This is a genomic window from Burkholderia sp. AU28863, from assembly GCF_002223195.1.
GTDB lineage: Bacteria > Pseudomonadota > Gammaproteobacteria > Burkholderiales > Burkholderiaceae > Burkholderia > Burkholderia sola.
Genome location: NZ_NKFE01000003.1, coordinates 552,634 through 576,337 on the forward strand (window position 1 = coordinate 552,634; position 23,704 = coordinate 576,337).

Here is a 23,704-nt window from a genome sequence, read left to right on the forward strand (position 1 = left end):
GCCGGCTGTGAGGTGCATTGATGGCGGGTCACGATTCCGGTAATGCAAGGCGCGGGCGTGCGTCATTCGGCGCATTCGTCCGCAAGCCGGTCGAGCGCGACGCGGTCGCGAACGTCGGTCAGGCTGCCGAACAAGGCGGTCCCGAAGCGACGCAAGCGTGGCCCGACGATGCCGTCGAGGTCGGGGCGGTGGTCGACGCCTACGGCCTGAAGGGCTGGGTCAAGGTGGCGACGCATGCCGATGCCGGTCGCGGCGGCGACGCGCTGCTCAACGCGCGTCGCTGGTGGCTGGAACGCGGTGCGGAGCGGCTTTCCGTCCGCATCATGCAGTCGAAGACGCACAGCGACACTGTCGTTGCGCAACCCGCGGGCGTCAGCGACCGCGATGCTGCGCTGTCCATGCGCGGCTTTCGCGTGTTCGTGCGCCGGGAAGATTTCCCGGCATTGGCCGCGGACGAATTCTATTGGGTCGACCTGATCGGTCTCGAGGTCGTCAACGAGCAATCGGTGGCGCTCGGGAAGGTGAGCGGGATGATCGACAACGGCGTGCATTCGATCATGCGTGTCGAGTATCCGGCAACCGGCAAAGACGGTCAGCCGACCACCGACGAGCGGTTGATTCCGTTCGTCGGTGTCTACGTCAAAACGGTGGATCAGGCGGCGCGTCGCATCGTCGTCGACTGGGAAGCCGATTACTGAAATGAACCAGGTTACCGGGAGCGCGGTGCAGTTCGACGTCATCACGCTCTTCCCCGAGATGTTCCGTGCACTGACCGACTGGGGAATCACCAGCCGGGCCGTGAAGCAGGGGCGCTTCGGGTTGCGCACCTGGAACCCGCGTGATTTCACGACGGACAACTACCGTACGGTCGACGACCGTCCGTACGGCGGCGGTCCGGGCATGGTGATGCTGGCCAGGCCGCTCGAAGCTGCGATCGACGCCGCGAAAGCGGCGCAGGCGGAGCAGGGCATCGCGAGCACGCGCGTCGTGATGATGTCGCCGCAAGGCGCGCCGCTCACGCACGATCGGGCGGTGCGGATGGCGCAGGAACCCGGCGTCGTCGTGCTGTGCGGTCGCTACGAAGCGATCGACCAGCGCCTGCTCGACCGTTGCGTCGACGAGGAAATCAGCCTCGGCGATTTCGTGCTGTCGGGCGGCGAATTGCCGGCGATGGCGATGATGGACGCGGTCGTGCGGTTGCTGCCCGGCGTGCTGAACGATTCGCTGTCGGCCGTGCAGGACAGCTTCGCGGACGGCCTGCTCGATTGTCCGCACTACACGCGTCCCGAGGAATACGGCGGTGTGCGCGTGCCGGACGTGCTGCTCGGCGGGCATCATGCCGAGATCGAGAAGTGGCGGCGTCAGGAAGCATTGAGGAATACGTTGCGGAAGCGGCCGGACCTGATCGTCCGGGCGCGCCGCGAGAAGTTGCTGAGCCGGGCCGACGAGGCGTGGCTCGCGAACCTCGCACGCGAAGCGAAGGACGCCTCCTGAGGCGGCTGCGCGAGCGGGAATTGGCGGTGCCGTACATGCGTGTGCGGCGCCTGATGTGAATCCATCCTCTATCGGGGCCGGGCCTGGAAGCAGGCGGGTGTGAACGCCGACACGATGGCATAAGGAGTCAGTAATGAATCTGATCGCAAAACTTGAGCAGGAAGAAATCGAGCGCGCGCTCGCCGGCAAGACGATCCCCGATTTCGCCCCGGGCGACACGGTGATCGTGAACGTGAACGTGGTTGAAGGTAACCGCAAGCGCGTTCAGGCTTACGAAGGCGTCGTGATCGCGATTCGCAATCGTGGTCTGAACTCGAACTTCATCGTCCGCAAGATCTCGTCGGGCGAAGGCGTCGAGCGTACGTTCCAGACGTACTCGCCGCTGCTGGCAAGCATCGTCGTGAAGCGTCGCGGCGATGTGCGTCGTGCGAAGCTGTACTACCTGCGCGAGCGTTCGGGCAAGTCGGCTCGTATCAAGGAAAAGCTGGTGTCGAAGGATCGCGCCGCAGCAGCTTCCCAAGAGTAAGAGCTGTAAGGAAAAAGCACCCAACCGGGTGCTTTTTTCATTCTGGCGCGACAATATGCTCGATACGACACGAACCCGAGAGCCCCATTGAATCGCCGCCCCATCATCGATCCCGAAGTATTGCCGGTCGAAGGCACCGGCGCCGGCCTGCCTGTCATCGATTCCAGGCTGATGACGCCGTCCGGCCTGCGCGAACGCTTCGCGCGCACGCTCGAATGGAGCGTCGAGCCCGGCGAAGCGAGGTTGCAGGAAGGCGTCGATCCACGTAGCGCGGCCGTCCTCATGCCGCTCGTCGTCCGTGAGTCGGGCCTTACCGTCCTGCTGACGCAGCGCGCCGATCACCTGAACGACCACGCCGGACAGATCAGTTTTCCCGGCGGCCGTCGCGAGCCGTTCGACCGCGACGCGACCGCCACCGCGTTGCGCGAGGCGAAGGAAGAGATCGGGCTGGCCGCCGAACGCGTCGAGATTCTCGGCGCGCTGCCCGACTACCTGACCGGCACGGGTTTCTGCGTGACGCCGGTGGTCGGCCTCGTGCATCCGCCGTTCACCGTGCAGGCCGACACGTTTGAAGTCGCCGAGATTTTCGAAGTGCCGCTCGCGTTCGTGATGAATCCCGCGAACCATCAGATCCGCGTGTTTCGGTGGGAAGGCGGCGAGCGTCGTTTTTTTGCCATGCCTTACCCGAACGACGAACCGGACGGGCATTACTTCATCTGGGGCGCAACTGCCGCCATGTTTCGCAATCTGTATCGCTTCTTGGCCGCCGGCTAGGCGGGCGCGCCGGCTGGTGTGCGCGACCGGCTGCCCGGCGACCGCGCCGGCAGCCATGCGCGGCTGGCGCTGTGCTATCGTTATGCAAAAAATGACATAACTCCGAAGACGGCGCCACGCATGACTTTCTTTTCGGTTCTCCTCGCTCTCATCATCGAACAGGTCCGCGCGTTGTCGCCGAGCAATCCGGTGTTCGCACTGTTCCAGTTTCATGCGGAAACCGTCGCGCATGGCCTCGACGCCGGCAAGCAGAAGCATGGGCTCCTCGCATGGCTCGCGGTCGTGCTGCCGTGGGTGCTGATCGTCGCGCTGATCTATTTCCTGCTGTACAAGGTGAGCTTCGTGCTCGCGTTCCTGTGGAACGTCGCCGTCGTGTATTTCACGCTCGGCTTCCGCCAGTTCAGCCACTACTTCACCGATATCCATCTCGCGCTCAACAACGACGACGTGCCGCGTGCGCGCGAAATCCTGCACGAGTGGACGGGCATCGACACGGTCGACATGCCGGTCGGCGAAATCGTCCGCCATACGCTGATTCACGCGGTCGTCGCGTCGCATCGCCACGTCTTCGGCGTGTTCTTCTGGTACGTGCTGCCGATCGGCCCGGCCGGCGCCGTGCTGTACCGGATTTCCGAATACCTCGCGCGCAGCTGGTCGACGCCGGGCGACGACCGCACGGTCGCGTTCTCGACGTTCGCGCAGCGCGCGTTCTTCGTGATCGACTGGATTCCGTCCCGACTGACGGCGCTCGGCTTCGCGATCGTCGGCAATTTCGAGGATGCGATCTACGCGTGGCGCAACCATACACGCCAGTGGCCCGACCCGAACGACGGCGTCCTGCTGGCCGCGGGCAGCGGCGCGCTCGGCGCGCGTCTCGCGGGGCCGCTCGCGGAGCCGTCGAGCCTCGATGCGCTGGCGGTCGGCGACAGTGGTCCGTTGACGGTCGGTGACGATTGCACGCCGCGCACGCTGCAGTCGGCGGTCGGCCTCGTATGGCGCGCGGTGATCCTGTGGATGATCCTGCTGTTGATGCTGACGCTGGCCGTCTGGGTATCGTGAGCGACGCGCCAGCGCGGCGCTCGCCGAAATGAAAAGGCCGGCTCGATGCCGGCCTTTTCGCTGTGCGTCGGGGCAGTGCGTTCAGTCGTCGAGCGGATCGCGCACGGCGCCGCATTGCCAGCAGGCGGTGAATTGCGCTTCCAGCGCCTCGCCGCACTGCCGACAGCGCCAGGGCGCCGCGCCGGCCGAAGGGCCGTGCGACGCGGCATCGAGCAGCCGGCGGGCGAGCGCGTCGTCGCGTTCGTCGTCGAGCCACAGTTCGGGCGTGCACGCGTCGGCGGGCAGGCCGCCGAGCGCGCCGGTCGCGTAGCAGTTGTGCAGCTCGCAACCGATGCCGGCCACTTTGAGCACGTTGGCCCAATGCTGGGCGGTCGCGAGGTCGGGTGCCTTGAAACGCATCGCGGCTCCTGTCGATGAAGGCTGGCTCGCGCGGCGCCGGCCGGCCGTCGCACACGTCGCGCGGTCAGCGGACGATCTGGCTCGCCTCGTGCACGAGCTGGGCATACAGCGCGTGCCGGGACGGCGCGATGCGGCCGTCGGCGACGGCTTCGAGGATCGCGCAGCCGGGCTCGTGCAGATGATGGCAATTATAGAAACGGCAGTCCGCGAGCAGCGGCCGGAATTCCGGAAACGCGCGCTCGAGGCGGCCTTCGGTCAGATGGTAGAGACCGAATTCCTGGAAGCCCGGCGAATCGATCAGCGCACCGCCGCCTTCCAGCGGGTACAGCCGCGTGAACGTGGTCGTGTGACGGCCGCTGTTGAGCGCGGCCGAAATCTCGCGGGTCGCGGCCTCGGCGTCGGGCACGAGCAGGTTCACGAGCGTCGACTTGCCCATCCCGGACTGGCCGAGCAGGATCGTCGAATGCCCGGCGAGGTGCGGCATCAACTGCGCGCGCGCGTCGTCCGGCGCGCCTTTCACCGACAGTTCGAGCACGTCGTAGCCGAGCGCGCGGTACGGCGCGAGACGCTCGCGCGCGACCGGCAGCGCGGCCTCGACGTCGATCTTGTTGAGCACGACGAGCGGCTTCAGCTCGTTCGCCTCGGCGGCGATCAGCGCGCGGCCCAGCAGATCCTCGCTGAAATAGGGCTCGGTCGCGAGCACGATCAGCAACTGGTCGAGGTTCGCCGCGAACAGCTTCGACTTGAACTGGTCCGAGCGGTACAGCAGGTTGCGCCGTTCGCCGATCTCCACGATCACGCCCTGGTCGGCCGATGCGAGCTCGTATGCGACGCGGTCGCCGACCGCGATGTCGCTTTTCTTGCCGCGCGGGAAGCATTGCAGCATCGGGCCGCCGTCGTCGGGCGCGACGATGTAGTGGCGGCCGTGCGCCGCGATCACGCGGCCTTCGGCCCGCTGCGCGCCCGATGCGCGCGCGGCCGGCTGGCGGGAGGTCGGCCGGCTCATGCGTGCTGCAGCAGGCGGTCGATCCGCTGCGACGCGGGCGGATGCGAGTAGTAGAAGGCCGTGTAGACGGGGTCGGGCGTCAGCGTCGACGCGTTGTCCTCATAGAGCTTCACGAGCGCGCTGACGAGATCCTGCGCGTCGGTCTGGCTGGCCGCGAACGCGTCGGCCTCGAATTCATGCTTGCGCGACGTGAGGCTGCTGAACGGCGTCGCGAAGAACAGGAACACCGGAATCGCGAGGAAGAACAGGACGAGCGCGGCGCCCGCGTTGCTGGTGTCGAGCGACGGCGTGACGCCGAGCCCCGTGTAGAACCACGTGCGTTGCGCGAGCCAGCCGAGCAGCGCGAGCAGCACGAGGCTCAGCACGAACGACACGAGCATCCGCTTCATCACGTGGCGGCGCTTGAAGTGGCCGAGCTCGTGCGCGAGCACGGCTTCGATCTCCTGGCCGGACAGGCGCGCGAGCAGCGTGTCGAAGAACACGATCCGCTTCGATGCGCCGAAGCCCGTGAAGTACGCGTTGCCGTGCGCGGAGCGGCGGCTGCCGTCCATCACGAACAGCCCCTTGGCCGCGAAGCCGCAGCGCTTCATCAGCGATTCGATGCGCGCGCGCAGCGCGTCGTCCTTCAGCGGCTCGAACTTGTTGAACAGCGGCGCGATGAAAGTCGGGTAGATCAGCAGCACGAGCATCTGGAACGCGACCCAGACGATCCAGGTCCACAGCCACCACAGGTTGCCGGCCTGATTCATCAGCCACAGCACGACGAACAGCAGCGGCAGGCCGAGCACGGCGCCGAGCAACGTGTTTTTCAGCATGTCGGTGAAGAACAGCCGCTTCGTCATCCGGTTGAAGCCGAAGCGCTGCTCGATCCCGAACTGGCGGTAATACTCGAACGGCACGTCGATCACGCCGGTGATCGCGAGCACCGCGGCGACGAGCGCGACCTGCTGCCCGTAGCCGCGGCCGAGCCAGCCGGTCAGCAGCGTGTCGAGCGCGCCAACGCCGCCGAGCAGCGTGAGGCCGACCAGCACGGCCGCGCTGACGACGATCTCGAGCATGGTCAGCCGGGTGCGCTCGACGGTGTAATCGGCCGCGCGCTGGTGGGCGGTCAGCGGGATGGTGGCGCTGAACTGCGCGGGCACGCCGTTGCGGTGCGCGGCGACGAAGCGGATCTGCCGCGACGCGAGCCACAGCTTGGTGACGACCATCGCGAGTACGGCGATCGCGAACAGCAGGGTGAACGAAAAGGGTGACATCGAAGGCGCCAAAGGGTTCTATGCGAGAATTATATGTTCTTGCGGACCGGCCTCGCTGATGCGATGCCGGCTGCCCGGGCGGCGCCGCATCGGCGCGCCCGGTTCGCTATTTTCCAGGATGAATCATGACCGATACCGCCGCTTCCGCCAGCCAGCCCGCGCTCGTGCGCAACGAGTTGAACCTCGTCTGGCTCGACATGGAGATGACGGGCCTCGACCCGGATAACGACCGCATCATCGAGATCGCGGTCGTCGTGACCAATTCCACGCTCGACGTCGCCGTCGAGGGCCCGGTGTTCGCGATTCACCAGAGCGACGAGACGCTCGCGAAGATGGACGACTGGAACAAGTCGACGCACGGCCGCTCGGGGCTGATCGACCGCGTGCGCGCATCGACCGTGACCGAGGCGGAGGCCGCCGCGCAACTGCAGGCGTTCCTCGCGCAGTACGTGTCGCCGGGCAAGTCGCCGATGTGCGGCAACTCGATTTGCCAGGATCGCCGCTTCATGGCGCGCTGGATGCCGGAATTCGAGCGGTTCTTTCACTACCGCAACCTCGACGTCAGCACGCTCAAGGAGCTGTGCCGCCGCTGGCAGCCGGCCATCTACAAGGGTTTCCAGAAGCGGGCGATGCACACCGCGCTCGCCGACATCCACGAGTCGATCGACGAGCTGAAGTACTACCGCGAGCATTTCCTGATTCCGGCCGCGTCGGCGCCGGCAGGCGATTCCGTGCCGGCCGCCTGAGCGGGCCGGCACGCGTCGGGCGCTCGGCAAACGCTCAGCGCCGCGCGCTTTTCGGCCGGAACGCCGCGACCACCGCGGCGTCGGTCTCGATATACGGGCCGCCGATCAGGTCGATGCAGTAGGGCACCGCGGCGAAGATGCCGGGTACGGTCGACTTGCCGTCGGCGTCGCGAAGCCCTTCCAGCGTTTCCCGGATCGACTTCGGCTGGCCGGGCAGGTTGATGATCAGCGCCGCATGGTCGGCCGTTTCGCGGATCACCGCGACCTGCCGCGACAGGATCGCGGTCGGCACGAAATTCAGGCTGATCTGCCGCATCTGTTCGCCGAATCCCGGCATTTCCTTCGTCGCCACGGCCAGCGTGGCTTCCGGCGTCACGTCGCGACGCGCGGGGCCCGTGCCGCCCGTCGTCAGCACGAGGTCGCAGCCGGCGACGTCGACGAGTTCGGTCAGCGTGGCCGAGATCGTCGGCGCGTCGTCCTGGATCAGGCGCGTTTCGGCGCGCCACGGCGAAACCAGCGTGCCGGCGAGCCATTCCTGCAGCGCCGGAATGCCCTTGTCTTCGTAGACCCCCGTACTCGCGCGGTCGCTGATCGACACGAGGCCGACCACGAGCTCGTCCGGGTGGTTACGCTTCGTCGTCATGGTCGTCTCCGGCGTCGTCGGCCGCCTCGTCGTCGCCGTCGGACGTGCCGCCGGCCGCCTTGATCCACTGGAACAGCTCGCGGAAATAGCGCGGCGGCTTGCCTTGCTGCGCTTCCTTGCGCGCGTTGCGGATCAGCGTGCGGCCTTCCTGGATGTCGGCGTCGGGGTGCTGGCGCAGGAATTCGGTCAGCGCGTCGTCGCTCGCGAGCAACTGTTCGCGCGTACGCTCGATCCAGTGCAGGCGAGCCGTCGCGGCCTTGTTCACGCCGCGTTGCGCGTCGAGCGCGGTGCGCAGCGCGGCCGTTTCGTCGTCGGTCAGCGAGCGCATCACGCGGCCGACGTACTGGAGCTGGCGGCGCTTGCCTTCGTGATCGGTGATCCGGCGCGCCTCGCGCACGGCGTCCGCGAGGTCTTCGGGCATCGGCATGCGCTTCAGTGCGTCTTTCGGCAGGTCGACGAGCGCCTGGCCGAGTTCCTGCAGCGCGTGCATCTCGCGCTTCAACTGGGATTTGCTGGGGCGATCGTAGCCGTTGTCGTCTTCTTCGGCGACAGGCTCGATCGGCTGGATTCGGGTTTTGCGTGTCATGGGCCGCATTGTATCGCGGCGCGGACACCCCAAGCTTGTCTGTGCGCGGCCCCGGACCTTGCTATGATCGCGGGATACGCAACATTTTGACCATGCGGGCGCCCGCCCGCCACCGGATACCAAGACGATGGCAGCCAATCTCGACGTACAAGCGCGCTATTTCCCGCACACGCAGGACCAGCTCAAGGAAATCGCATCGGACATCCTTCGCCATGCGAAGGCGCTCGGCGCGACCGACGCCGCGACCGAAATCTCCGAGGGCGACGGCCTGTCGGTGTCGGTGCGCCGCGGCGAAGTCGAAACGATCGAGCACAACCGCGACAAGATGGTCGGCGTCACCGTGTTCATCGGCAAGAAGCGCGGCAACGCGAGCACGTCGGACTTCTCGCCGGCCGCGATCAAGGATACCGTCGCCGCGGCCTACAACATCGCGCGCTTCACGGCCGAGGACGAAGCGGCCGGCCTCGCCGAAGCCGAACTGCTCGAAACCGATCCGCGCGACCTCGATCTGTACCACCCGTGGGCGCTGAGCGCCGACGAAGCCGTCGAGCTCGCCCGGCGCGCGGAAGACGCCGCGTTCGCGGTCAGCCCGCAGATCCGCAATTCGGAAGGCGCGAGCGTGTCGGCGCAGCACTCGCAGTTCGTGCTCGCGACCTCGCGCGGCTTCCTGGCCGGCTATCCGTACTCGCGCCACTACATCGCATGCGCGCCGATCGCGGGCAGCGGCCGCCACATGCAGCGCGACGACTGGTATTCGTCGAAGCGCAGCGCGATCGATCTCGCCGCGCCCGAAGCGGTGGGCCGTTACGCGGCCGAACGCGCGCTCGCGCGGATGGGCGCGCGCCGTCTTGACACGCGCAAGGTGCCCGTGCTGTTCGAGGCGCCGCTCGCGGCCGGCCTGCTCGGTGCATTCGTGCAGGCGGTGAGCGGCGGCGCGCTGTATCGCAAGACGTCGTTTCTCGTCGACAGCCTCGGCAAGCCGGTGTTCGCGCCTCACGTCCAGGTTGTCGAGGATCCGCACGTGCCGCGTGCGATGGGCAGCGCGCCGTTCGACGAGGAAGGCGTGCGCACGCGTGCACGCAGCGTCGTGAAGGACGGCGTCGTCGAAGGCTATTTCCTGTCGACCTATTCGGCACGCAAGCTCGGCACGCAAACCACCGGCAACGCGGGCGGCTCGCACAACCTCGCGCTGCGCAGCTCGAACACGCAGGCGGGCGACGACTTCGACGCGATGCTGAAGAAGCTCGGCACGGGCCTGCTGCTGACCGAGCTGATGGGGCAGGGCGTGAACTACGTGACCGGCGACTATTCGCGCGGCGCGGCGGGTTTCTGGGTGGAGAACGGCGTGATCCAGTATCCGGTCGAGGAAATCACCGTCGCCAGCACGTTGCAGGAGATGTTCCGCCATATCGTCGCGATCGGTGCAGACTCGATCGTGCGCGGGACGAAGGAAACCGGCTCGGTGCTGATCGAGCAGATGACGATCGCGGGGCAGTAAGCCGCGCGCGGCGCAGGCCGCCAGGAAACGAAAAGCCCGACCGGCGCGAGCGAGCCGGTCGGGCTTTTTTCATCGTGCGGCCGAAGACGTCAGCCGCGCTTGCGCGTGTAGACGACGAATGCGTAGCCGAACGTGTTCGGCGCGGCAGCCTGATGCGCGTCGCGCGAGATTTCCTGCCAGTGCGCGGTGTCGGGCGCCGGGAACGACGCGTCGCCGTCGAAATCGGCATCGATCTCGGTGACGATCAGCTTGTCGGCGAGCGTGAGGCCTTCCGCGTAGAGTTGTGCGCCGCCGATCAGGAATGCCTCGGGCGCGCCGTCGTGCGCGGCGAGCGCCAGCGCATCGGCGAGCGATGTGACCGTGTCGCAGCCTTCGAAACGGCGCGTCGCGTCGCGCGTGACGACGATATTGCGGCGGCCGGGCAGCGGCCGGCCGATCGATTCGTGGGTCTTGCGGCCCATCACGATCGGCGCGCCCATCGTCGTGCGCTTGAAGAACGCGAGATCCTCGGGAAGTTTCCAGGGCAACTGGTTGTCGCGGCCGATGATGCCGTTGCGGGCGCGCGCGACGATCAGGGTCAACGTCGTCATGAAGGTGGGGGAAGAGGGAAGACGGAATGGGGCCGATTTTACCGGAACGGCGGCGCGCGCCGCATTCCGCGTGCCCGCACGGGTATCCGCGTTTCTTGCATCGTGCGCCGCGACGCGTGATGCCCCGCGCCGCGGCGGCCGTTCGAATAAAAAGAGTGCCCGCCGGGGGACGGAGCACAAAAACTTTTTGTGCCGCGAGATCGGCGATACCGGCTCCGCCCGATGGCATCCCGTTCGACCGGATCGTCGGTTCAATACGCAATCCTGATCGATTCGACGCGTCGAATGATCAGGGATGCGTATTGACTCGTGCGTTGCCGTCCATCGCATGTCGGATATCGCCCGGTTGCGGCGCCGGCATCGGCAGCGGCATCGGCAACGGGGGCGGCGGTGGAATCTCGTCCCACAGCGTCACGGAGGCCTGGCGTGCCGGCAGCGGTTGCGGCGCCGACACGGTCACGACACCGAACCCGTTGCCGTGTTGCCTGCCCGGCGTGTTTTCGGCAAGCAGCATCGCGCGACGCGGCTGCATGCCTTCGTCCGCGCAGGCCGGTGCAGGCGGGCCGGCGGCCGACAGCACGAGCGTCATCGGCACGAAGGAAAGTAAAAAAAGTTTTCGCATGGCGACTGTCTCCGGTCGTTTCCGTATTCAGCGAAATACATGCCACCGTACCGGGACCGTTGCCGCCATTGCGATTCGTGATCGAACGTCGCGAATGGCGGCCGAAAACGCCTGAAAATGTTTCAGGCCTGAAACGAGGGGGCTTGGGAATATTGCTGATTCAACCAATACGCTCGAAGGAAGAAAATCGGCGCGTGTGTTGGTGACGTAGCCCTTCCTGCGCATCCATTATGTGCAGAGGATTGATCTGCATCGACCTCCTGAGCAATTCGGCCGCATCGCCATCGGCGCTGAAACGGGTTTGTCGTATTCAGCGCCTATAACCAAGTTGTCTTGCCAAAAATTATTGGACGCGAGATAAGCGCCATCATGCGAGGCTTTGTCGTCGCCGCGCATCGGCATGGCGAATCGAGCCACCTCCGGCTGACCCGATTCGATCCTTTTGCACGCGATCTGACGTGTGCGGCAATCGTTAGACGGTTGATGAACGGGGTGAGCATATGGGAGCCGATCAGCGGCACGTGATCTACTATTCGCGCGAACCGAACGACGCGTTGCGCGGCCATTTCGACGAACGCGGCTGGCGCGTCGATCTGGCCGAGACCGTGCGCGACGTGCGGCGCGTCGTGCAGCACGGCGTGGCAACCGCCGGCCTGCTCGATTTTTCGCCGGGCTTCAAGCCGTCGGATCTGCGCGAACTCGAAGCCTGCCTGAGCATCCAGCACATCGGCTGGATCGCGGCGACGCGGCGCGGCCAGTTGCAGGACGCGACGCTGCGGCATCTCATCCGCGACTATTGCTTCGACTACGTGACGATGCCGTACGAGACGGCGCGGATCGTCGAGACCGTCGGCCATGCGCACGGCATGGTCGCATTGACCGATCCCGTTTCGCCGCCCGTCGGCGCCGGGCGCAGCGAAGGCGAGATGGTCGGCACCTGCGATGCGATGCTCGGGCTCTTCAGGACGATTCGCCGGGTCGCGGCGACCGACGCGCCGGTGTTCATCTCCGGCGAGTCGGGCACGGGCAAGGAATTGACGGCGGTCGCGATTCACGAGCGTTCGTCGCGCGCGCAGGCGCCGTTCATCGCGATCAATTGCGGCGCGATACCGTCGACGCTGCTGCAGGCCGAACTGTTCGGCTACGAACGCGGCGCGTTCACCGGCGCGAACCAGCGCAAGATCGGCCGCGTCGAGGCCGCCAACGGCGGCACGCTGTTTCTCGACGAGATCGGCGACCTGCCGCTCGAAAGCCAGGCGAGCCTGCTGCGCTTCCTGCAGGAAGGCAAGATCGAGCGGCTCGGCGCGCACGTGTCGATGCCGGTCGATGTCCGCGTGATCTGCGCGACGCACGTGGACATGGAAGCGGCGTTGCGCGAAGGGCGCTTTCGCGAGGACCTGTTTCACCGGCTGTGCGTGCTGAAGATCGAGGAGCCGCCGCTGCGCGCCCGCGGCAAGGACATCGAGGTGCTCGCGCGCCACATGCTCGAGCGCTTCAAGGGCGACGCGCATCGCCGCCTGCGCGGCTTTTCCCCGGACGCGGTCGCGTCGCTGTACGGCTATTCGTGGCCGGGCAACGTGCGCGAGCTGATCAATCGCGTGCGGCGCGCGATCGTGATGTCGGAAGGCCGGATGATCACCGCGGCCGATCTCGAGCTGAACGACTATGCGACGCTCGCGCCGGTGTCGCTGCTGGAGGCGCGCGAGGCGGCCGAACGGCAGGCGATCGAGCAGGCGCTGCTGCGCCATCGCGGCCGTTTTGCCGATGCCGCGCGTGAGCTCGGCGTGTCGCGCGTCACGCTCTACCGGCTGATGTGCGCGCACGGCATGCGCGATCGCGGCGACACGCTGGCAGGGTTTTCGGCGTCGTTGCCGGAGCTTCCGCGCCACGCTTGCTAAAATTGGCGGGTACGGCCGCCCGTCGCGGCCGAAGGAACCCGCATGAAACAGTATCTCGATCTCGTTCGTACCATTCTCGATACCGGCGCCTGGCAGGAGAACCGCACGGGAATCCGCACCATCAGCATGCCGGGCGCGATGCTGCGCTTCGACCTGCAGCAAGGCTTCCCGGCCGTGACGACCAAGAAGCTCGCGTTCAAGTCCGCGATCGGCGAGCTGGTCGGGTTCCTGCGTGCGTCGCGCAGCGCGGCCGATTTCCGCGCGCTCGGCTGCAAGGTATGGGATGCGAACGCGAACGAGAACGCACAATGGCTCGCGAACCCGTATCGCCAGGGCGTCGACGATCTCGGCGACGTATACGGCGTGCAATGGCGCCAGTGGCCGGGCTACAAGGTGCTCGACGCGAACGCCGACGCGCAGATCGCCGATGCGACGCGCCGCGGCTTCCGGATCGTCACGCGTTTCGACGAAGACGGCGCGCCGAAGGTGCTGCTGTACAAGGCGATCGACCAGTTGCGCCAGTGCCTGGATACGATCATGGAGAACCCGTCCGATCGCCGCATCCTGTTTCACGCGTGGAATCCGGCCGTGCTCGACCAGATCGCGCTGCCCGCGTGCCATCTGCTGTACCAGTTCCTGCCGAACGCGACGAAGCGCGAGATCTCGCTGTGCCTGTACATCCGCAGCAACGACGTCGGCCTCGGCACGCCGTTCAATCTGACGGAAGGCGCCGCGCTGCTGTCGCTCGTCGGCCGGCTGACGGGCTATACGCCGCGCTGGTTCACGTATTTCATCGGCGACGCGCACATCTACGAGAACCAGCTCGACATGCTGCAGCAGCAGCTCACGCGTGAGCCGTACGAAAGCCCGCGGCTGGAGATCGCCGAGCGCGTGCCCGAGTACGCGAAGACGGGCGTCTATGCGCCCGAATGGCTGGAGCAGGTCGAGCCGTCCGATTTCTCGCTCGTCGGCTATCGGCACCATGAGCCGCTGACCGCGCCGATGGCGGTCTGATCGCGCGGCCGGGGCCGCGCGGCTTCATCGATCCGCACCCCTGCAAAAAGGCTCGACCGGTATCAGCCGGTCGAGCCTTTTTGTTTCATGTTTGCTGCACTTACTGGCGATGCCGCTCCTCGTGGCCGCCCTGCGGCGGCGGACTGCTGGGACGCGGCGCCTCGACGTGCGGCGCCGGTTGCGGCCGTGGTTCCATCCGCGGGGCGGGCATCGACGGGCGCGGTTCCATCCGGGGCGCCGGCTGGGGTTGCGGCCGCGGCTCCATGCGCGGCGCCTGCGGCTGCGGGCGCGGCACGTCATGCACGGCGGGCGCCGGCGGGCGGTACTCGTTCACGCGCGGCGGCGCGACTTCGCGATGGGGCGCCGGTTGCGCGAAGTCCTGGCGCGGTCGCGGCGCGGGGGCGGCCCGTTCGGGCTGCGGCTGCGTTTGGTGGGCCGGCGTCGGGAGATCGGGGCGCGGACGCGGTTGCGGAATCTGCGCGATATGGTCCGAATGCGGCTGCGGTTGCTGCGCGCTAGGCGTTTCGTTCCGGCCGCCGGGTTGCACACCCTGCGGTGTCGGTACGCCGTCCGGATGCGGCACCGCCGCGCTGCGCACGGGCGGCAGCGCATTCTGTCCTGCCGCGTGCAGCGCGGTGGGCGGCGCGGCGCGCTGACGCTCCATCGGCGTGTGCGGCTGCATCCACGCGGGCGACGACGGTGCGCCGGCTGCACGTGCATTGCCGATGTCCGACGGCGCGTGGTTCGCGCCCGGCGGATGCGGAACGCCGTTGCCGGGCGCGAACGCCTGATGCGGGATCGCGCTGCCGGCCACCTGCGGCGCCCCGCCATTGGCGAAGCGGGGAGCGGTGGGGTTTTCGCCGTTCACCGGCCGCGCGACGTTCGGCATGCCGGGCGTCGGTACGCCCGGCCGGCCCGCCTGCTCGCCGGCCGGCCGGCCTTCGCGCCGCGCGCGGCCCGGCTGCACGACGGGGCCGTGCGGATTCACGAGCTGCACATTGTGCATCGCCCAGGCGCCGCCGCCCGGCTGGCCCGGAACGCGGACCGGACGCGCCGTATAGTCCGCCGGCACGTTCGTCTTCACGACCGGCGCGCCGGCGCCCGGTACGCGCCCCCCTTGCTGCGCGAGATGGGCGGCGGCCTGGTCGCGATACGCGGCCGGCACGGCCGGATTGCGCGTCGCGACATACGGGTGTTGCGCGATCGCCGGCGGCGGACGGTAGCTGGCAGTGCGCAGCGCGCCGGTGAAGCTCTGGCGTACCGGCGCGATGCCGGGCGTGCCCGGCGTGACGTGCGCGTTGCGCCATTGCTGCGGATCGACGTGTTGCGAGAAGTGCGCGACCGGCTGGCCGTGCACGAATGCGGAGGCCGGCACGGCCGTGATCGCGTGCGGCGCGCGGAAGTTCACGTACGTCTTGTTGATGTTGGTGATATTGGTGATGTTCGTCACGTTCACGGTCTTGTTCACGTTGACGTTGTTCACCACGATGTTGCGGTTGACGCGGTCGTAGTAGTGCGGGCTCCAGCCGCCCCAGCCCGGATGCCACGGTTCGCCCGGACCGAGCGCGAACCACGCGCAGCCGGCCGCGGCAACGCCGCCGACCGTGAGCGCGACGCTCCAGTCGGAACCGACGCCACCCCCGCCGCCCACGAACGCGACGAGCGCCGGCGCGTAGGCGGGCGGCTGGCTGGCGACCATCGGGCCGGGCACCCAGGCCCAGCTGTCGTCCACGTACGCCCAGCGGCCGTAGTGATACGGCGCGAAGCCCCACGGCGCGTCGTCGACCCAGGTCCAGCCCCATGGCGCCTGCCAGATCCAGTGGCCGTCGTGATACGGCGCCCAGTCGGCGGGCGTGTCGTTCGGTACCCATACCGCGCCGTAATTCGGGGTTTCGCGCCACGTGCCGTTCGCGTCGAGATCCTGGTAGCCGGGAATGTCGCGGGACACGTAGCGGGCCGACACCGAGCGCGCTTCGGCCGCGTCGCGGCTGGCGGCCCACTGGTCGAGCGCGTCGGGACCCGGTGCGGCCGATTGCTGCGCGACCTGCAGGTCGGTGCCGGTGAACACGACCTGCTGCCCGGGCGACAGCGGGTACTGTCCGTTGCTGCCGTAGACGGTCGCGCTGCCGCTGCGCATCGTCACCGTCGTGCTCGCGCCGTTCGGCGCGACGTCGACGCGATAGTCGCCGGGGCCCGTGATGCCGAGCGCGAGGTTCGGCGTGTCGATTTCGTACGATCCGCCGGCCGGCAGGCCGCGCACGTGCGTCGAGACGGTGCCGAGGCCCACCTTCAACTGCGTCGTCGTGTCGTCGAGGTTCAGCAGCGACAGGCTCGTCGATTCGCCGAGCCGCACTGCGGTCGAGCCGATGTGCAGTTCCGAGCGCGCGCCGGCATCGTTCCAGAGCTGGTCGCCGGTCGTCAGCGGCCGGTTCACCGCCGCATACGACCAGGTATCGGTGCCGGCCGGTTCGGTCGTCACGGCGCCCGACAGGTAATTGAGCCGCGCGACGCGGCCGGGCGGATCGCCGCCGGGTTGCCGTGCCGCGGCCGCAGCCGGCGGCGCATCGGCCGATTGCGCGAAGACGGGCGGTAGCGCCGCCAGTGCGGCGAAGGCGAGCAGCGTGTAGCGGGCGGTGTGCTTGAGCGCGAACAGGGAAGCCATGGTGAGCGTCATCGTTGTGATCGCGGCGCGTCGATTCGTGCCGTCCAGTTCACGATATCCGCTTGGTCTGTTTCAAGGCACGGTGTTTTGTAAGTCGAATGGCACGCGATGTAACAAAACCTCTCCGTCGCGCGCCGTTGTCGTGCAGCTGCAATGCCGGCGTCAAGCGGACGTAAGCCACGCATCGAAAACCTGCTGCCCGGGCACCGTGACGCGCAGCACGCGCGGCCGGGCGGCGCGCTCGATCCAGCCGTGTGCGCAGAAGCTGTCGAGCAGCGCCGCGCCAAGTGCGCCGCCGAGATGCGAACGCCGCTCGCTCCAGTCGAGACAGCCGCATGCGAAGCGGCGCCGGCGCGCGCGCTGCTGCGCGACATCGATGCCCCATTGCGCGAGCGCCTGCGTGCCGCGCTCGGTGGTGTCGATCGCGTCGCCGTTCGAGAACAGCCAGCCGCGCGCGGTGAGGCCATCGAAGATGCGCACCGCGAGCTCCCCGGCCATGTGGTCGTAGCAGGTGCGTGCATAGCGGAGTTCGGCCGGGACGGTGCGCGACGGCGGCGGAACCGGGCGATGCGGCGCGGCCGCGCGGGCGACGTTCGCGAGCGCTTCGAGCGAGGCCGCGATGTCGGCCGACGCGATGCGGTAGTAGCGGTGCCGGCCGCGCACGTCGAGGGCCAGCAGCCCGCCCTCGGTCAGGCGCGCGAGGTGCGCGCTCGCGGCGGACGGCGACAGCCCCGCGATCATCGTCAGTTCGCCGGCCGGCCGCGCGCTGCCGTCCATCAGCACCCACAGCATCGCGGCGCGGCCGGGATCGGCGATCAGGGCGCCGATGCGGCTCAGGCCCGGAAAATGGTGGTCGTCTTGATCGGTCATCGTCGTGTCTCGTCGAGCGGGTCGAGGGCAGTGTAGTCCGTGCGCGCATTCGATGTTTCGCTTCCGGATGAAATGTCGGATGCAGCGGCGGCGCGCGTGCGCGGACCGGGCTGCGGCCCGTTGCAGGGCACGCGTAGAATGGCCGGACGCGGCGGCAGCGGGCCGCCGCATGTGACGCGATGCAACGATGAAGACGATTTTCTGTGTGTTGGCGGCCGCGCTCGTGTGTGCGGCCTGTGCGTCGGGCGGCGCGGGGACGACCGGCGGGCGCGGCGGCAGTATCGAGATGTACGGGACGATCGACCAGGGCATCACGGTGCGCCGCTGACGGGCGCCGATCCGCGCGCGAGCCGGCATGGCCGCCGGCGCCCCGCCACGCGGGGCTTGCCGCGACGCGTTGCCGCAGTGCAACGTATAATGGCCCGATTACAGCGCCCCTGCCGCCTGGAGCCACAACAATGCCCCAACCGTCCCCCGTGCCGGCCGCTCTCGACCGCACCGAAACCGTATTCCGCTTTCTTGCCGAGCCTTCGTCCGTGAACTTCGGCGGCAAGGTGCATGGCGGCGCGCTGATGAAGTGGATCGACGAAGTCGCGTATGCGTGCGCGGCCGTCTGGTCGAGCCGCTATTGCGTGACGGTCAGCGTCGGCAACATCCGTTTCCAGCGTCCGATCCTGGTCGGCAATCTGGTCGAGCTGAAGGCGCGTGTCGTCGCGACGGGCCGTACCAGCATGCACATCCACGTGTCGGTGCACGCCGGCGATCCGAAGGGCGGCGTGCTGCGCCAGACGACCGATTGCCTTGTCGTGTTCGTCGCGGTCGACGAGAACGGCAACCCGGTGCCGGTGCCGCCGTTCGTGCCCGAAACCGACGAGCAGAAGGTGCTCGCCAAATATGCGGCCGACGTGCGGGCCGCGCTCGACAAGATCGTCGAGATGAAGCCGGAAGAGGTCGCGAAGGGCACCGTCTGAGTGCCGCGGGCGCCGCGCTTGCCGCGCCGCGCCCGCTGTCCTGCCTTTACTGCCTTTATCGCGTCCCGATCATCTGCTCGGGGCGTACCCAGGCATCGAATTCCGCCTCGGTCAGGTAGCCGAGCGCGAGCGCGGCCGCCTTCAGCGTCGTGCCTTCCTTGTGCGCCTTCTTCGCGATCTGCGCGGACTTGTCGTAGCCGATGTGCGGATTGAGCGCCGTCACGAGCATCAGCGATTCGTTCAGCAACAGGTCGATGCGTGAGCGGTTCGGCTCGATGCCCACCGCGCAGTGATCGTTGAAGCTCTGCGCGCCGTCGGCGAGCAGCCGCACCGACTGCAGCACGTTGTGCGCGATCATCGGCCGGAACACGTTCAGCTCGAAATTGCCACTCGCGCCGCCGACGTTGACCGCGACGTCGTTGCCGAACACCTGGCAGCACAGCATCGTCACGGCTTCCGACTGCGTCGGGTTCACCTTGCCCGGCATGATCGAGCTGCCCGGCTCGTTTTCCGGGATCGACAGCTCGCCGAGCCCGCAGCGCGGCCCGCTCGCGAGCCAGCGCACGTCGTTCGCGATCTTCATCAGGCTCGCCGCGACCGTCTTCAGCGCACCGTGCGCGAAGACCAGCGCGTCGGCCGCCGCCATCACCTCGAACTTGCTCGGCGCCGTCACGAACGGCAGCTTCGCGAGACGGCCGATCTCGTCGGCCACGCGCACCGCGAACTCCGGATGCGCATTCAGCCCGGTGCCGACCGCGGTGCCGCCGAGCGCGAGCTCGTACAGGTGCGGCAGCGCCGATTCGACGTGACGGATGCCCTGGTCGAGTTGCGCGACATAGCCGGAGAACTCCTGGCCGAGCGTGAGCGGCGTGGCGTCCTGCAGGTGCGTGCGGCCGATCTTCACGATGTCGGCGAACGCCTTCGACTTCGCGTCGAGCGTCGCGCGCAGCGTGCGCAGCGCCGGCAGCAGGTGATTGACGATCGCGTACGCGGCCGCGATGTGCATCGCGGTCGGGAACACGTCGTTCGACGACTGGCCGCGATTCACGTCGTCGTTCGGATGAACCTTGCGCGCTTCGCCGCGCTCGCCGCCCAGCAGCTCGCTCGCGCGGTTCGCGATCACCTCGTTGAGGTTCATGTTGGTCTGCGTGCCGGAGCCCGTCTGCCACACCGCGAGCGGGAATTCGCGCGGATGCTTGCCGGCGATGATCTCGTCGGCGGCTTCGATGATCGCGTGCGCCTTGTCGTCGGCGAGCACGCCGAGCGACTGGTTGACGGTCGCCGCGGCGCGCTTGACGATCGCGAGCGCATGGATCAGCTCGGGCGACTGCTTCTCCGTCGAGATCCGGAAATTCTGCAGCGAGCGCTCGGTCTGCGCGCCCCAGAGCCGGTCGGCCGGCACGGCGATCTCGCCGAACGTGTCGCGTTCCATCCGAACTGCTTCATTCATGATGCACTCCTCCTGGAAAGGGGAAAGGCCGCGCGTCGTCGCGCGGCGTCAGGCGTAATCAGACGTATCGTGAGGCAGTCGCGCCGCTTGCGCGGCGTCTCGAGGGGCTCAGCCGACAAGCATAGCGCCGGCCGCGATTTCGTGTCGTGTCGCGCCCACGGCGCGTGACGCGCGCAAACCGGCGCTAGCGCGCCGCCGCGATGAGCGACGCGGTCTTGCGGTGAAAGCGCCATGCCATCAGCACGGCGACGCTCGCGAGGCCCGCCGCGAGCCCCCACCACAGGCCGCGCGCGCCCAGGCCCGCGTGGAACGCGAACCAGTAGCCGGTCGGGAAGCCGATGCCCCAGTAGCCGAGGGTCGCGGCGAGCATCGGGATGCGCGTGTCCTTCAGGCCGCGCAGCGCACCGGACCCGACGGTCTGCATCCCGTCGACGATCTGGAACACGGCGGCAATGCCGAGCAGCGACGCGGCGAGCGACACCGTGGCCGCGTTGGCCGGGTCGTCGAGGTGCAGGTACAGGCCGACGATCGTATGCGGCGCGACGATCATCACGAGGCCCGACAGCGACATGAAGCCGACGCCGAGCGCGAGCGCGACGAAGCCCGCGTGCCGCGCGGCGACGGGCGAGCCCGCGCCGATCCAGTAGCCGACGCGCACGTTGGCCGCCTGGCCGATCGCGAGCGGCACCATGAACGATACCGACGCGACGTTCAGCGCGATCTGGTGCGCGGCGAGCGACGTCGCGCCCAGCACGCCGACGGTGAGGCCGGTGGCGAGAAAGAGCGTCGATTCGACGCCATACGTGATCGCGACCGGCCAGCCGATGCCGATCAGTTCGCCCATTACCGGCAGCTTCGGGCGCGCGGCGGTCACGAAATGGCGGAAGCGCTGCCGGCCGTGCAGCAGCCAGATCAGCGCGAGCGCGGTGAGCCAGATCGTGATCGTCGTCGCGACGGCCGACCCGAGAAAGCCGATGCGCGGCAGCCCGAATGCGCCGTGGATCAGCCCGTAGTTCAGCACGCCGTTGACGCCGACGCCGCCGATCGACACCCACAAGAGCCGTCGCGCGGCGCCGATCGCCGGCAGGAACGCGCGCATCAGCCCGACGCCGATCAGGCTGCCGAGCGCCGCGAAGCGCAGGATGCCCGTGTATTCGCCGACGTGATGCGCGAGCAGCGGCGGCTCGTGGAACATCAGCAGGATCGGTTCGGCCAGCGACAGCGCGACGATCGCCGGAACCGCGAGCAGCACGGACAGCGCGAAGCCCGTCCAGTAGATGTGCGGCACGCGATCCTCGGCCTGCGCGCCGCGCGCGTGCGCGACGCTCACGCTGACCGACGACAGCACGCCTTGCAGGATCGTCACGATCACGAAGAAGAAGTTCGCGCCGAGCCCGCCCGCCGCGAGCGAATCGGGGCCGAGCGAACCGAGCAGTACCGTGTCGGTGACGCTCATCGCCATCTGGGACAGTTGCGCGATCGCGAGCGGGGCGGCGAGGCGCGCGGTATCGGCGGCATGACTGGACAGGGACGGCGGCGCGGCGGCCGTCCGCGTGAGACCGGAATGCGACATGGAATGGGCGCTCGCGCGGGTGCGGGCCCGCGCGCTATGTCGTTATTTTGAGAGACGGCTAGCTTACGGCTTTATGCGTACCGTGTCGAACGCGTGCGCCGATGGCCATGTCGGGGGCAGGGGGAACCCCTGCGGTCGCTACGCTTCGCGTACCGCGATGCGCGTGTCGCCGAGCAGCACGACCTGGCCCGCGCGGATCTTGCACGTCTTGCGAAGCTCGACCGCGCCGTCGACTTTCACGGCGCCGGACGCGACGATCAGCTTCGCGGTGCCGCCGCTGTCCGCGAGGCCGGTGATCTTGAGAAGGTTGTGCAGCTCGACGTATTCGCCGGTCAGCGTGAAATCCAGATTGGGCATGACGAGGAAGGTGCGCGGCGCGCGGGAGGAAACGCTCCGCATCATACGGCACCGCGGGCCGGCACGCGAGCGCGGGCCGCCGTCGCACGTTGTAAAGGACTGTGAGCGATTCGTCAGCAAATGAAACGGTGGGTAACAGTCTGAGAGATTCGCGAACCGGTCGCGTGGGCTGCGGGTCTTCTGTCGTACCTGCTGCGTGTTGCGGCGGGGAACGCGACGGACCGCATCGCTGCGGACCGGGCGCACAACTTCTTGAGGAGAATTGCCATGTCCAAGATTCGTACGATGCTGATCGGTGCCGCGCTGACGGCGTTCGCTACTTCGGCCGCATTCGCCCAGACGGGCACGACGGCGCAAGGCGCGGCCGGCGCCGGCGTGCAGGCGCAGACCCCGGCCGCGGGTGTCGGTGCAGGCGTGCAGGGTGGTGCCGGCGCGAACGCGTCGGGCAATGCGACGGGCGGCGCGACCGATGCGGTCGGCGCGGCAGCCGATGGCGCGAAGGATACGACGTCGTCGGCCGTCCATTCGACCAAGAAGCACGCGAAGCATGCTGCGAAGTCGGCCAAGAGCCATGCGGGCTCGGCCAAGGCAAAGGCCGACGACGCGACCGAAGGCGGCGCATCGGTCGGCGCGCAGGGCGGCGCATCGGCCCAGGGCGCGACGCAGTAAAGGGTGCCCGGCGCTTGTCGCGACGTTCGTTTTCGGACGGTGCGTCGCGACGAGCGATCGTCCGACGGCCCGGTTCGCTTCGCGCGAATCGGGCCGTTTTCATGAGGTGATACGCCCAGCGGGACGCGTCCTTACGGCCGGCGCTGGCCTTGCCCCTGTCCTTGGGCCGGCCGTACGGCAGCCGGCGTGAATACGCTGCGCAGCCACGCGGCGAGGCGCGCGAAGACGTCGTACGGTTCCTCGACGAAGATCTCCGGCTTCAACAGCCGCAGGTATTCCATGATCTGCTGCGCTTCCTGTTTCTGGAACGAGCCGTGCGCGAGCCCGAGCCGCAGCAGCCCGCGCAGTTCGCCGAGCTTGTCGCGCGCGGTGCTGCCGACGCTCATCTCGCACGCGAGCTTGGCCTCGTAGATTCGCTGCCGCAGCGATTCCGCGAGCCGCCACGCAGGCGTCTGCATCAGTTCCTCGAGCGTCTGGATGTCCTGCGCCGCGGCCTTGATCTGCGACGCGAGCGGGTCGATCAGCGACGCGTCGCCTTGCGCTTCGGCGACGATCGCCTTCGCCCAGTCGCGGCATGCCTTGGCGAGTTCGTCGGGCGTCCATTCGGAGCGCGACGCGAAGCCGAAGCCGAATTCGCCGGCCTGCCGCATCAGGATCGCGACGACGTCCGGAAATTCCTTGTCGAGCGTGCGCTTGGCCCATGCGTACTGGCCGCCCTGCAGCATCCGCTGCACGGCGTGCTCGGTCAGCGGCACCATGTTGTCGAGCAGCTTGGCGCGCAGGAAATCCTCGAACGACGGCGTCGCGAATTGCGGGTCGAGTTTCAGCGACACGCGGACGAACGCGTCGTAGTCCTTGCGCAGGGACTCGAGCGTGTCGTCCTTGAGGGAAAGGGTGATCTGGCCCATGAATCGTCTCGATGGCGCCCCGCGCAAGCCGGCGCCGGCACGGCGCACCGGAGCGGGCGCAGCGTCGACTGACCGATGCGCGCCGGGGCCGGTGGCGGGTCTTCCTCTCCTATATCGGCGCAGCGGGCGGAAA

At 68.0% G+C, this 23,704-nt stretch carries 25 protein-coding genes; 12 read left to right on the forward strand and 13 right to left on the reverse strand.

Annotated elements, in window-relative coordinates; all coding sequences use genetic code 11:
- Nucleotides 1-20 precede the first annotated feature (20 nt).
- The 5 genes from rimM to CFB81_RS04975 all read left to right on the forward strand — a co-directional run bounded on the left by rimM (nt 21) and on the right by CFB81_RS04975 (nt 3,853).
- On the forward strand, nt 21-698 hold the full coding sequence (gene rimM, locus CFB81_RS04955; protein WP_089434716.1) for a ribosome maturation factor RimM: 678 nt from the start codon (nt 21-23) through the stop codon (nt 696-698).
- A 1-nt stretch (nt 699) separates the two neighbouring features.
- The gene (trmD, locus tag CFB81_RS04960) at nt 700-1,494 is read left to right on the forward strand and encodes a tRNA (guanosine(37)-N1)-methyltransferase TrmD (RefSeq protein WP_089434717.1); all 795 of its coding nucleotides are present in this window, start codon (nt 700-702) and stop codon (nt 1,492-1,494) included.
- Nucleotides 1,495-1,627: 133 nt separating this feature from the next.
- On the forward strand, nt 1,628-2,020 hold the full coding sequence (gene rplS, locus CFB81_RS04965) for a 50S ribosomal protein L19 (RefSeq protein WP_006486838.1): 393 nt from the start codon (nt 1,628-1,630) through the stop codon (nt 2,018-2,020).
- 87 nt (nt 2,021-2,107) lie between these two features.
- Nucleotides 2,108-2,794: a CoA pyrophosphatase gene (locus CFB81_RS04970; RefSeq protein ID WP_069621057.1), complete on the forward strand. Its 687-nt coding sequence runs from the start codon at nt 2,108-2,110 to the stop codon at nt 2,792-2,794.
- A 120-nt stretch (nt 2,795-2,914) separates the two neighbouring features.
- The gene (locus tag CFB81_RS04975) at nt 2,915-3,853 is read left to right on the forward strand and encodes a CobD/CbiB family protein (protein ID WP_069621056.1); all 939 of its coding nucleotides are present in this window, start codon (nt 2,915-2,917) and stop codon (nt 3,851-3,853) included.
- Between the two features lie 81 nt (nt 3,854-3,934).
- Here the strand turns inward: CFB81_RS04975 and CFB81_RS04980 are convergent, their stop codons facing one another.
- From CFB81_RS04980 to CFB81_RS04990, 3 genes are all read right to left on the reverse strand, one after another.
- On the reverse strand, nt 3,935-4,252 hold the full coding sequence (locus CFB81_RS04980; protein WP_069621055.1) for a hypothetical protein: 318 nt from the start codon (nt 4,250-4,252) through the stop codon (nt 3,935-3,937).
- Between the two features lie 64 nt (nt 4,253-4,316).
- Nucleotides 4,317-5,258: a ribosome small subunit-dependent GTPase A gene (gene rsgA / locus CFB81_RS04985; RefSeq protein ID WP_069621054.1), complete on the reverse strand. Its 942-nt coding sequence runs from the start codon at nt 5,256-5,258 to the stop codon at nt 4,317-4,319.
- Nucleotides 5,255-6,514: a M48 family metallopeptidase gene (locus CFB81_RS04990; RefSeq protein ID WP_069621220.1), complete on the reverse strand. Its 1,260-nt coding sequence runs from the start codon at nt 6,512-6,514 to the stop codon at nt 5,255-5,257. Before CFB81_RS04990 ends, rsgA begins: the two co-directional genes overlap by 4 nt.
- A 125-nt stretch (nt 6,515-6,639) precedes the next feature.
- Here CFB81_RS04990 and orn point away from each other — a divergent pair, with 125 nt between their 5' ends.
- Complete coding sequence (orn, locus tag CFB81_RS04995; RefSeq protein ID WP_050011510.1) at nt 6,640-7,260, forward strand: oligoribonuclease; 621 nt, start codon at nt 6,640-6,642, stop codon at nt 7,258-7,260.
- Nucleotides 7,261-7,294: 34 nt separating this feature from the next.
- Here orn and mog read toward each other — a convergent pair whose 3' ends face one another.
- Together mog and yjgA are read right to left on the reverse strand one after the other, a co-directional pair.
- Nucleotides 7,295-7,903, reverse strand: a complete 609-nt coding sequence (gene mog / locus CFB81_RS05000; RefSeq protein ID WP_011544905.1) for a molybdopterin adenylyltransferase — start codon at nt 7,901-7,903, stop codon at nt 7,295-7,297.
- Nucleotides 7,887-8,489, reverse strand: coding sequence for a ribosome biogenesis factor YjgA (gene yjgA, locus CFB81_RS05005; RefSeq protein WP_282983214.1), 603 nt, complete (start codon nt 8,487-8,489; stop codon nt 7,887-7,889). Before yjgA ends, mog begins: the two co-directional genes overlap by 17 nt.
- A gap of 127 nt (nt 8,490-8,616) precedes the next feature.
- Here yjgA and pmbA point away from each other — a divergent pair, with 127 nt between their 5' ends.
- The gene (gene pmbA / locus CFB81_RS05010) at nt 8,617-9,987 is read left to right on the forward strand and encodes a metalloprotease PmbA (protein ID WP_048984630.1); all 1,371 of its coding nucleotides are present in this window, start codon (nt 8,617-8,619) and stop codon (nt 9,985-9,987) included.
- 89 nt (nt 9,988-10,076) lie between these two features.
- Here pmbA and CFB81_RS05015 read toward each other — a convergent pair whose 3' ends face one another.
- Nucleotides 10,077-10,577 (reverse strand): dihydrofolate reductase, encoded by a 501-nt coding sequence (locus CFB81_RS05015; protein ID WP_089434718.1) that lies wholly within the window; start codon nt 10,575-10,577, stop codon nt 10,077-10,079.
- Nucleotides 10,578-10,866: 289 nt separating this feature from the next.
- Nucleotides 10,867-11,199 carry a hypothetical protein gene (locus CFB81_RS05020; RefSeq protein ID WP_089434719.1) on the reverse strand — a complete coding sequence of 111 codons (333 nt, stop codon included), beginning with the start codon at nt 11,197-11,199 and terminating at the stop codon, nt 10,867-10,869.
- Nucleotides 11,200-11,699: 500 nt separating this feature from the next.
- On the opposite strand from CFB81_RS05020, the gene CFB81_RS05025 reads away from it, so the two are divergent.
- Nucleotides 11,700-13,097 carry a sigma-54 dependent transcriptional regulator gene (locus CFB81_RS05025; protein WP_069621049.1) on the forward strand — a complete coding sequence of 466 codons (1,398 nt, stop codon included), beginning with the start codon at nt 11,700-11,702 and terminating at the stop codon, nt 13,095-13,097.
- A 42-nt stretch (nt 13,098-13,139) separates the two neighbouring features.
- Nucleotides 13,140-14,111 carry a thymidylate synthase gene (locus CFB81_RS05030; protein ID WP_089434720.1) on the forward strand — a complete coding sequence of 324 codons (972 nt, stop codon included), beginning with the start codon at nt 13,140-13,142 and terminating at the stop codon, nt 14,109-14,111.
- 100 nt (nt 14,112-14,211) lie between these two features.
- On the opposite strand, the gene CFB81_RS05035 is transcribed toward CFB81_RS05030, so the two are convergent.
- A complete protein-coding gene (locus tag CFB81_RS05035) occupies nt 14,212-16,773 on the reverse strand; it encodes a DUF6600 domain-containing protein (RefSeq protein WP_089435326.1) in 2,562 nt (853 codons plus the stop codon).
- Nucleotides 16,774-16,935: 162 nt separating this feature from the next.
- Nucleotides 16,936-17,643: a helix-turn-helix transcriptional regulator gene (locus CFB81_RS05040; RefSeq protein WP_089434721.1), complete on the reverse strand. Its 708-nt coding sequence runs from the start codon at nt 17,641-17,643 to the stop codon at nt 16,936-16,938.
- Nucleotides 17,644-17,830: 187 nt separating this feature from the next.
- Between CFB81_RS05040 and CFB81_RS36025 the strand changes: the two genes are divergently transcribed.
- Both CFB81_RS36025 and CFB81_RS05045 read left to right on the forward strand, forming a co-directional pair.
- The gene (locus CFB81_RS36025; protein ID WP_176730261.1) at nt 17,831-17,971 is read left to right on the forward strand and encodes a hypothetical protein; all 141 of its coding nucleotides are present in this window, start codon (nt 17,831-17,833) and stop codon (nt 17,969-17,971) included.
- A 130-nt stretch (nt 17,972-18,101) separates the two neighbouring features.
- Nucleotides 18,102-18,614: an acyl-CoA thioesterase gene (locus tag CFB81_RS05045; protein WP_027811985.1), complete on the forward strand. Its 513-nt coding sequence runs from the start codon at nt 18,102-18,104 to the stop codon at nt 18,612-18,614.
- Nucleotides 18,615-18,669: 55 nt separating this feature from the next.
- Here the strand turns inward: CFB81_RS05045 and fumC are convergent, their stop codons facing one another.
- The 3 genes from fumC to CFB81_RS05060 all read right to left on the reverse strand — a co-directional run bounded on the left by fumC (nt 18,670) and on the right by CFB81_RS05060 (nt 21,994).
- On the reverse strand, nt 18,670-20,064 hold the full coding sequence (gene fumC / locus CFB81_RS05050; protein ID WP_069621045.1) for a class II fumarate hydratase: 1,395 nt from the start codon (nt 20,062-20,064) through the stop codon (nt 18,670-18,672).
- Nucleotides 20,065-20,248: 184 nt separating this feature from the next.
- Entirely contained in the window at nt 20,249-21,637 is a 1,389-nt protein-coding gene (gene norM / locus CFB81_RS05055; RefSeq protein WP_089434722.1) for a multidrug efflux MATE transporter NorM, read from the reverse strand.
- A gap of 138 nt (nt 21,638-21,775) precedes the next feature.
- A complete protein-coding gene (locus CFB81_RS05060; RefSeq protein ID WP_006486208.1) occupies nt 21,776-21,994 on the reverse strand; it encodes an RNA-binding S4 domain-containing protein in 219 nt (72 codons plus the stop codon).
- Nucleotides 21,995-22,261: 267 nt separating this feature from the next.
- Between CFB81_RS05060 and CFB81_RS05065 the strand changes: the two genes are divergently transcribed.
- On the forward strand, nt 22,262-22,663 hold the full coding sequence (locus CFB81_RS05065) for a hypothetical protein (RefSeq protein ID WP_069621043.1): 402 nt from the start codon (nt 22,262-22,264) through the stop codon (nt 22,661-22,663).
- 131 nt (nt 22,664-22,794) lie between these two features.
- Here the strand turns inward: CFB81_RS05065 and CFB81_RS05070 are convergent, their stop codons facing one another.
- Nucleotides 22,795-23,571 (reverse strand): DUF4088 family protein, encoded by a 777-nt coding sequence (locus CFB81_RS05070; protein WP_050011497.1) that lies wholly within the window; start codon nt 23,569-23,571, stop codon nt 22,795-22,797.
- Nucleotides 23,572-23,704 lie beyond the last annotated feature (133 nt).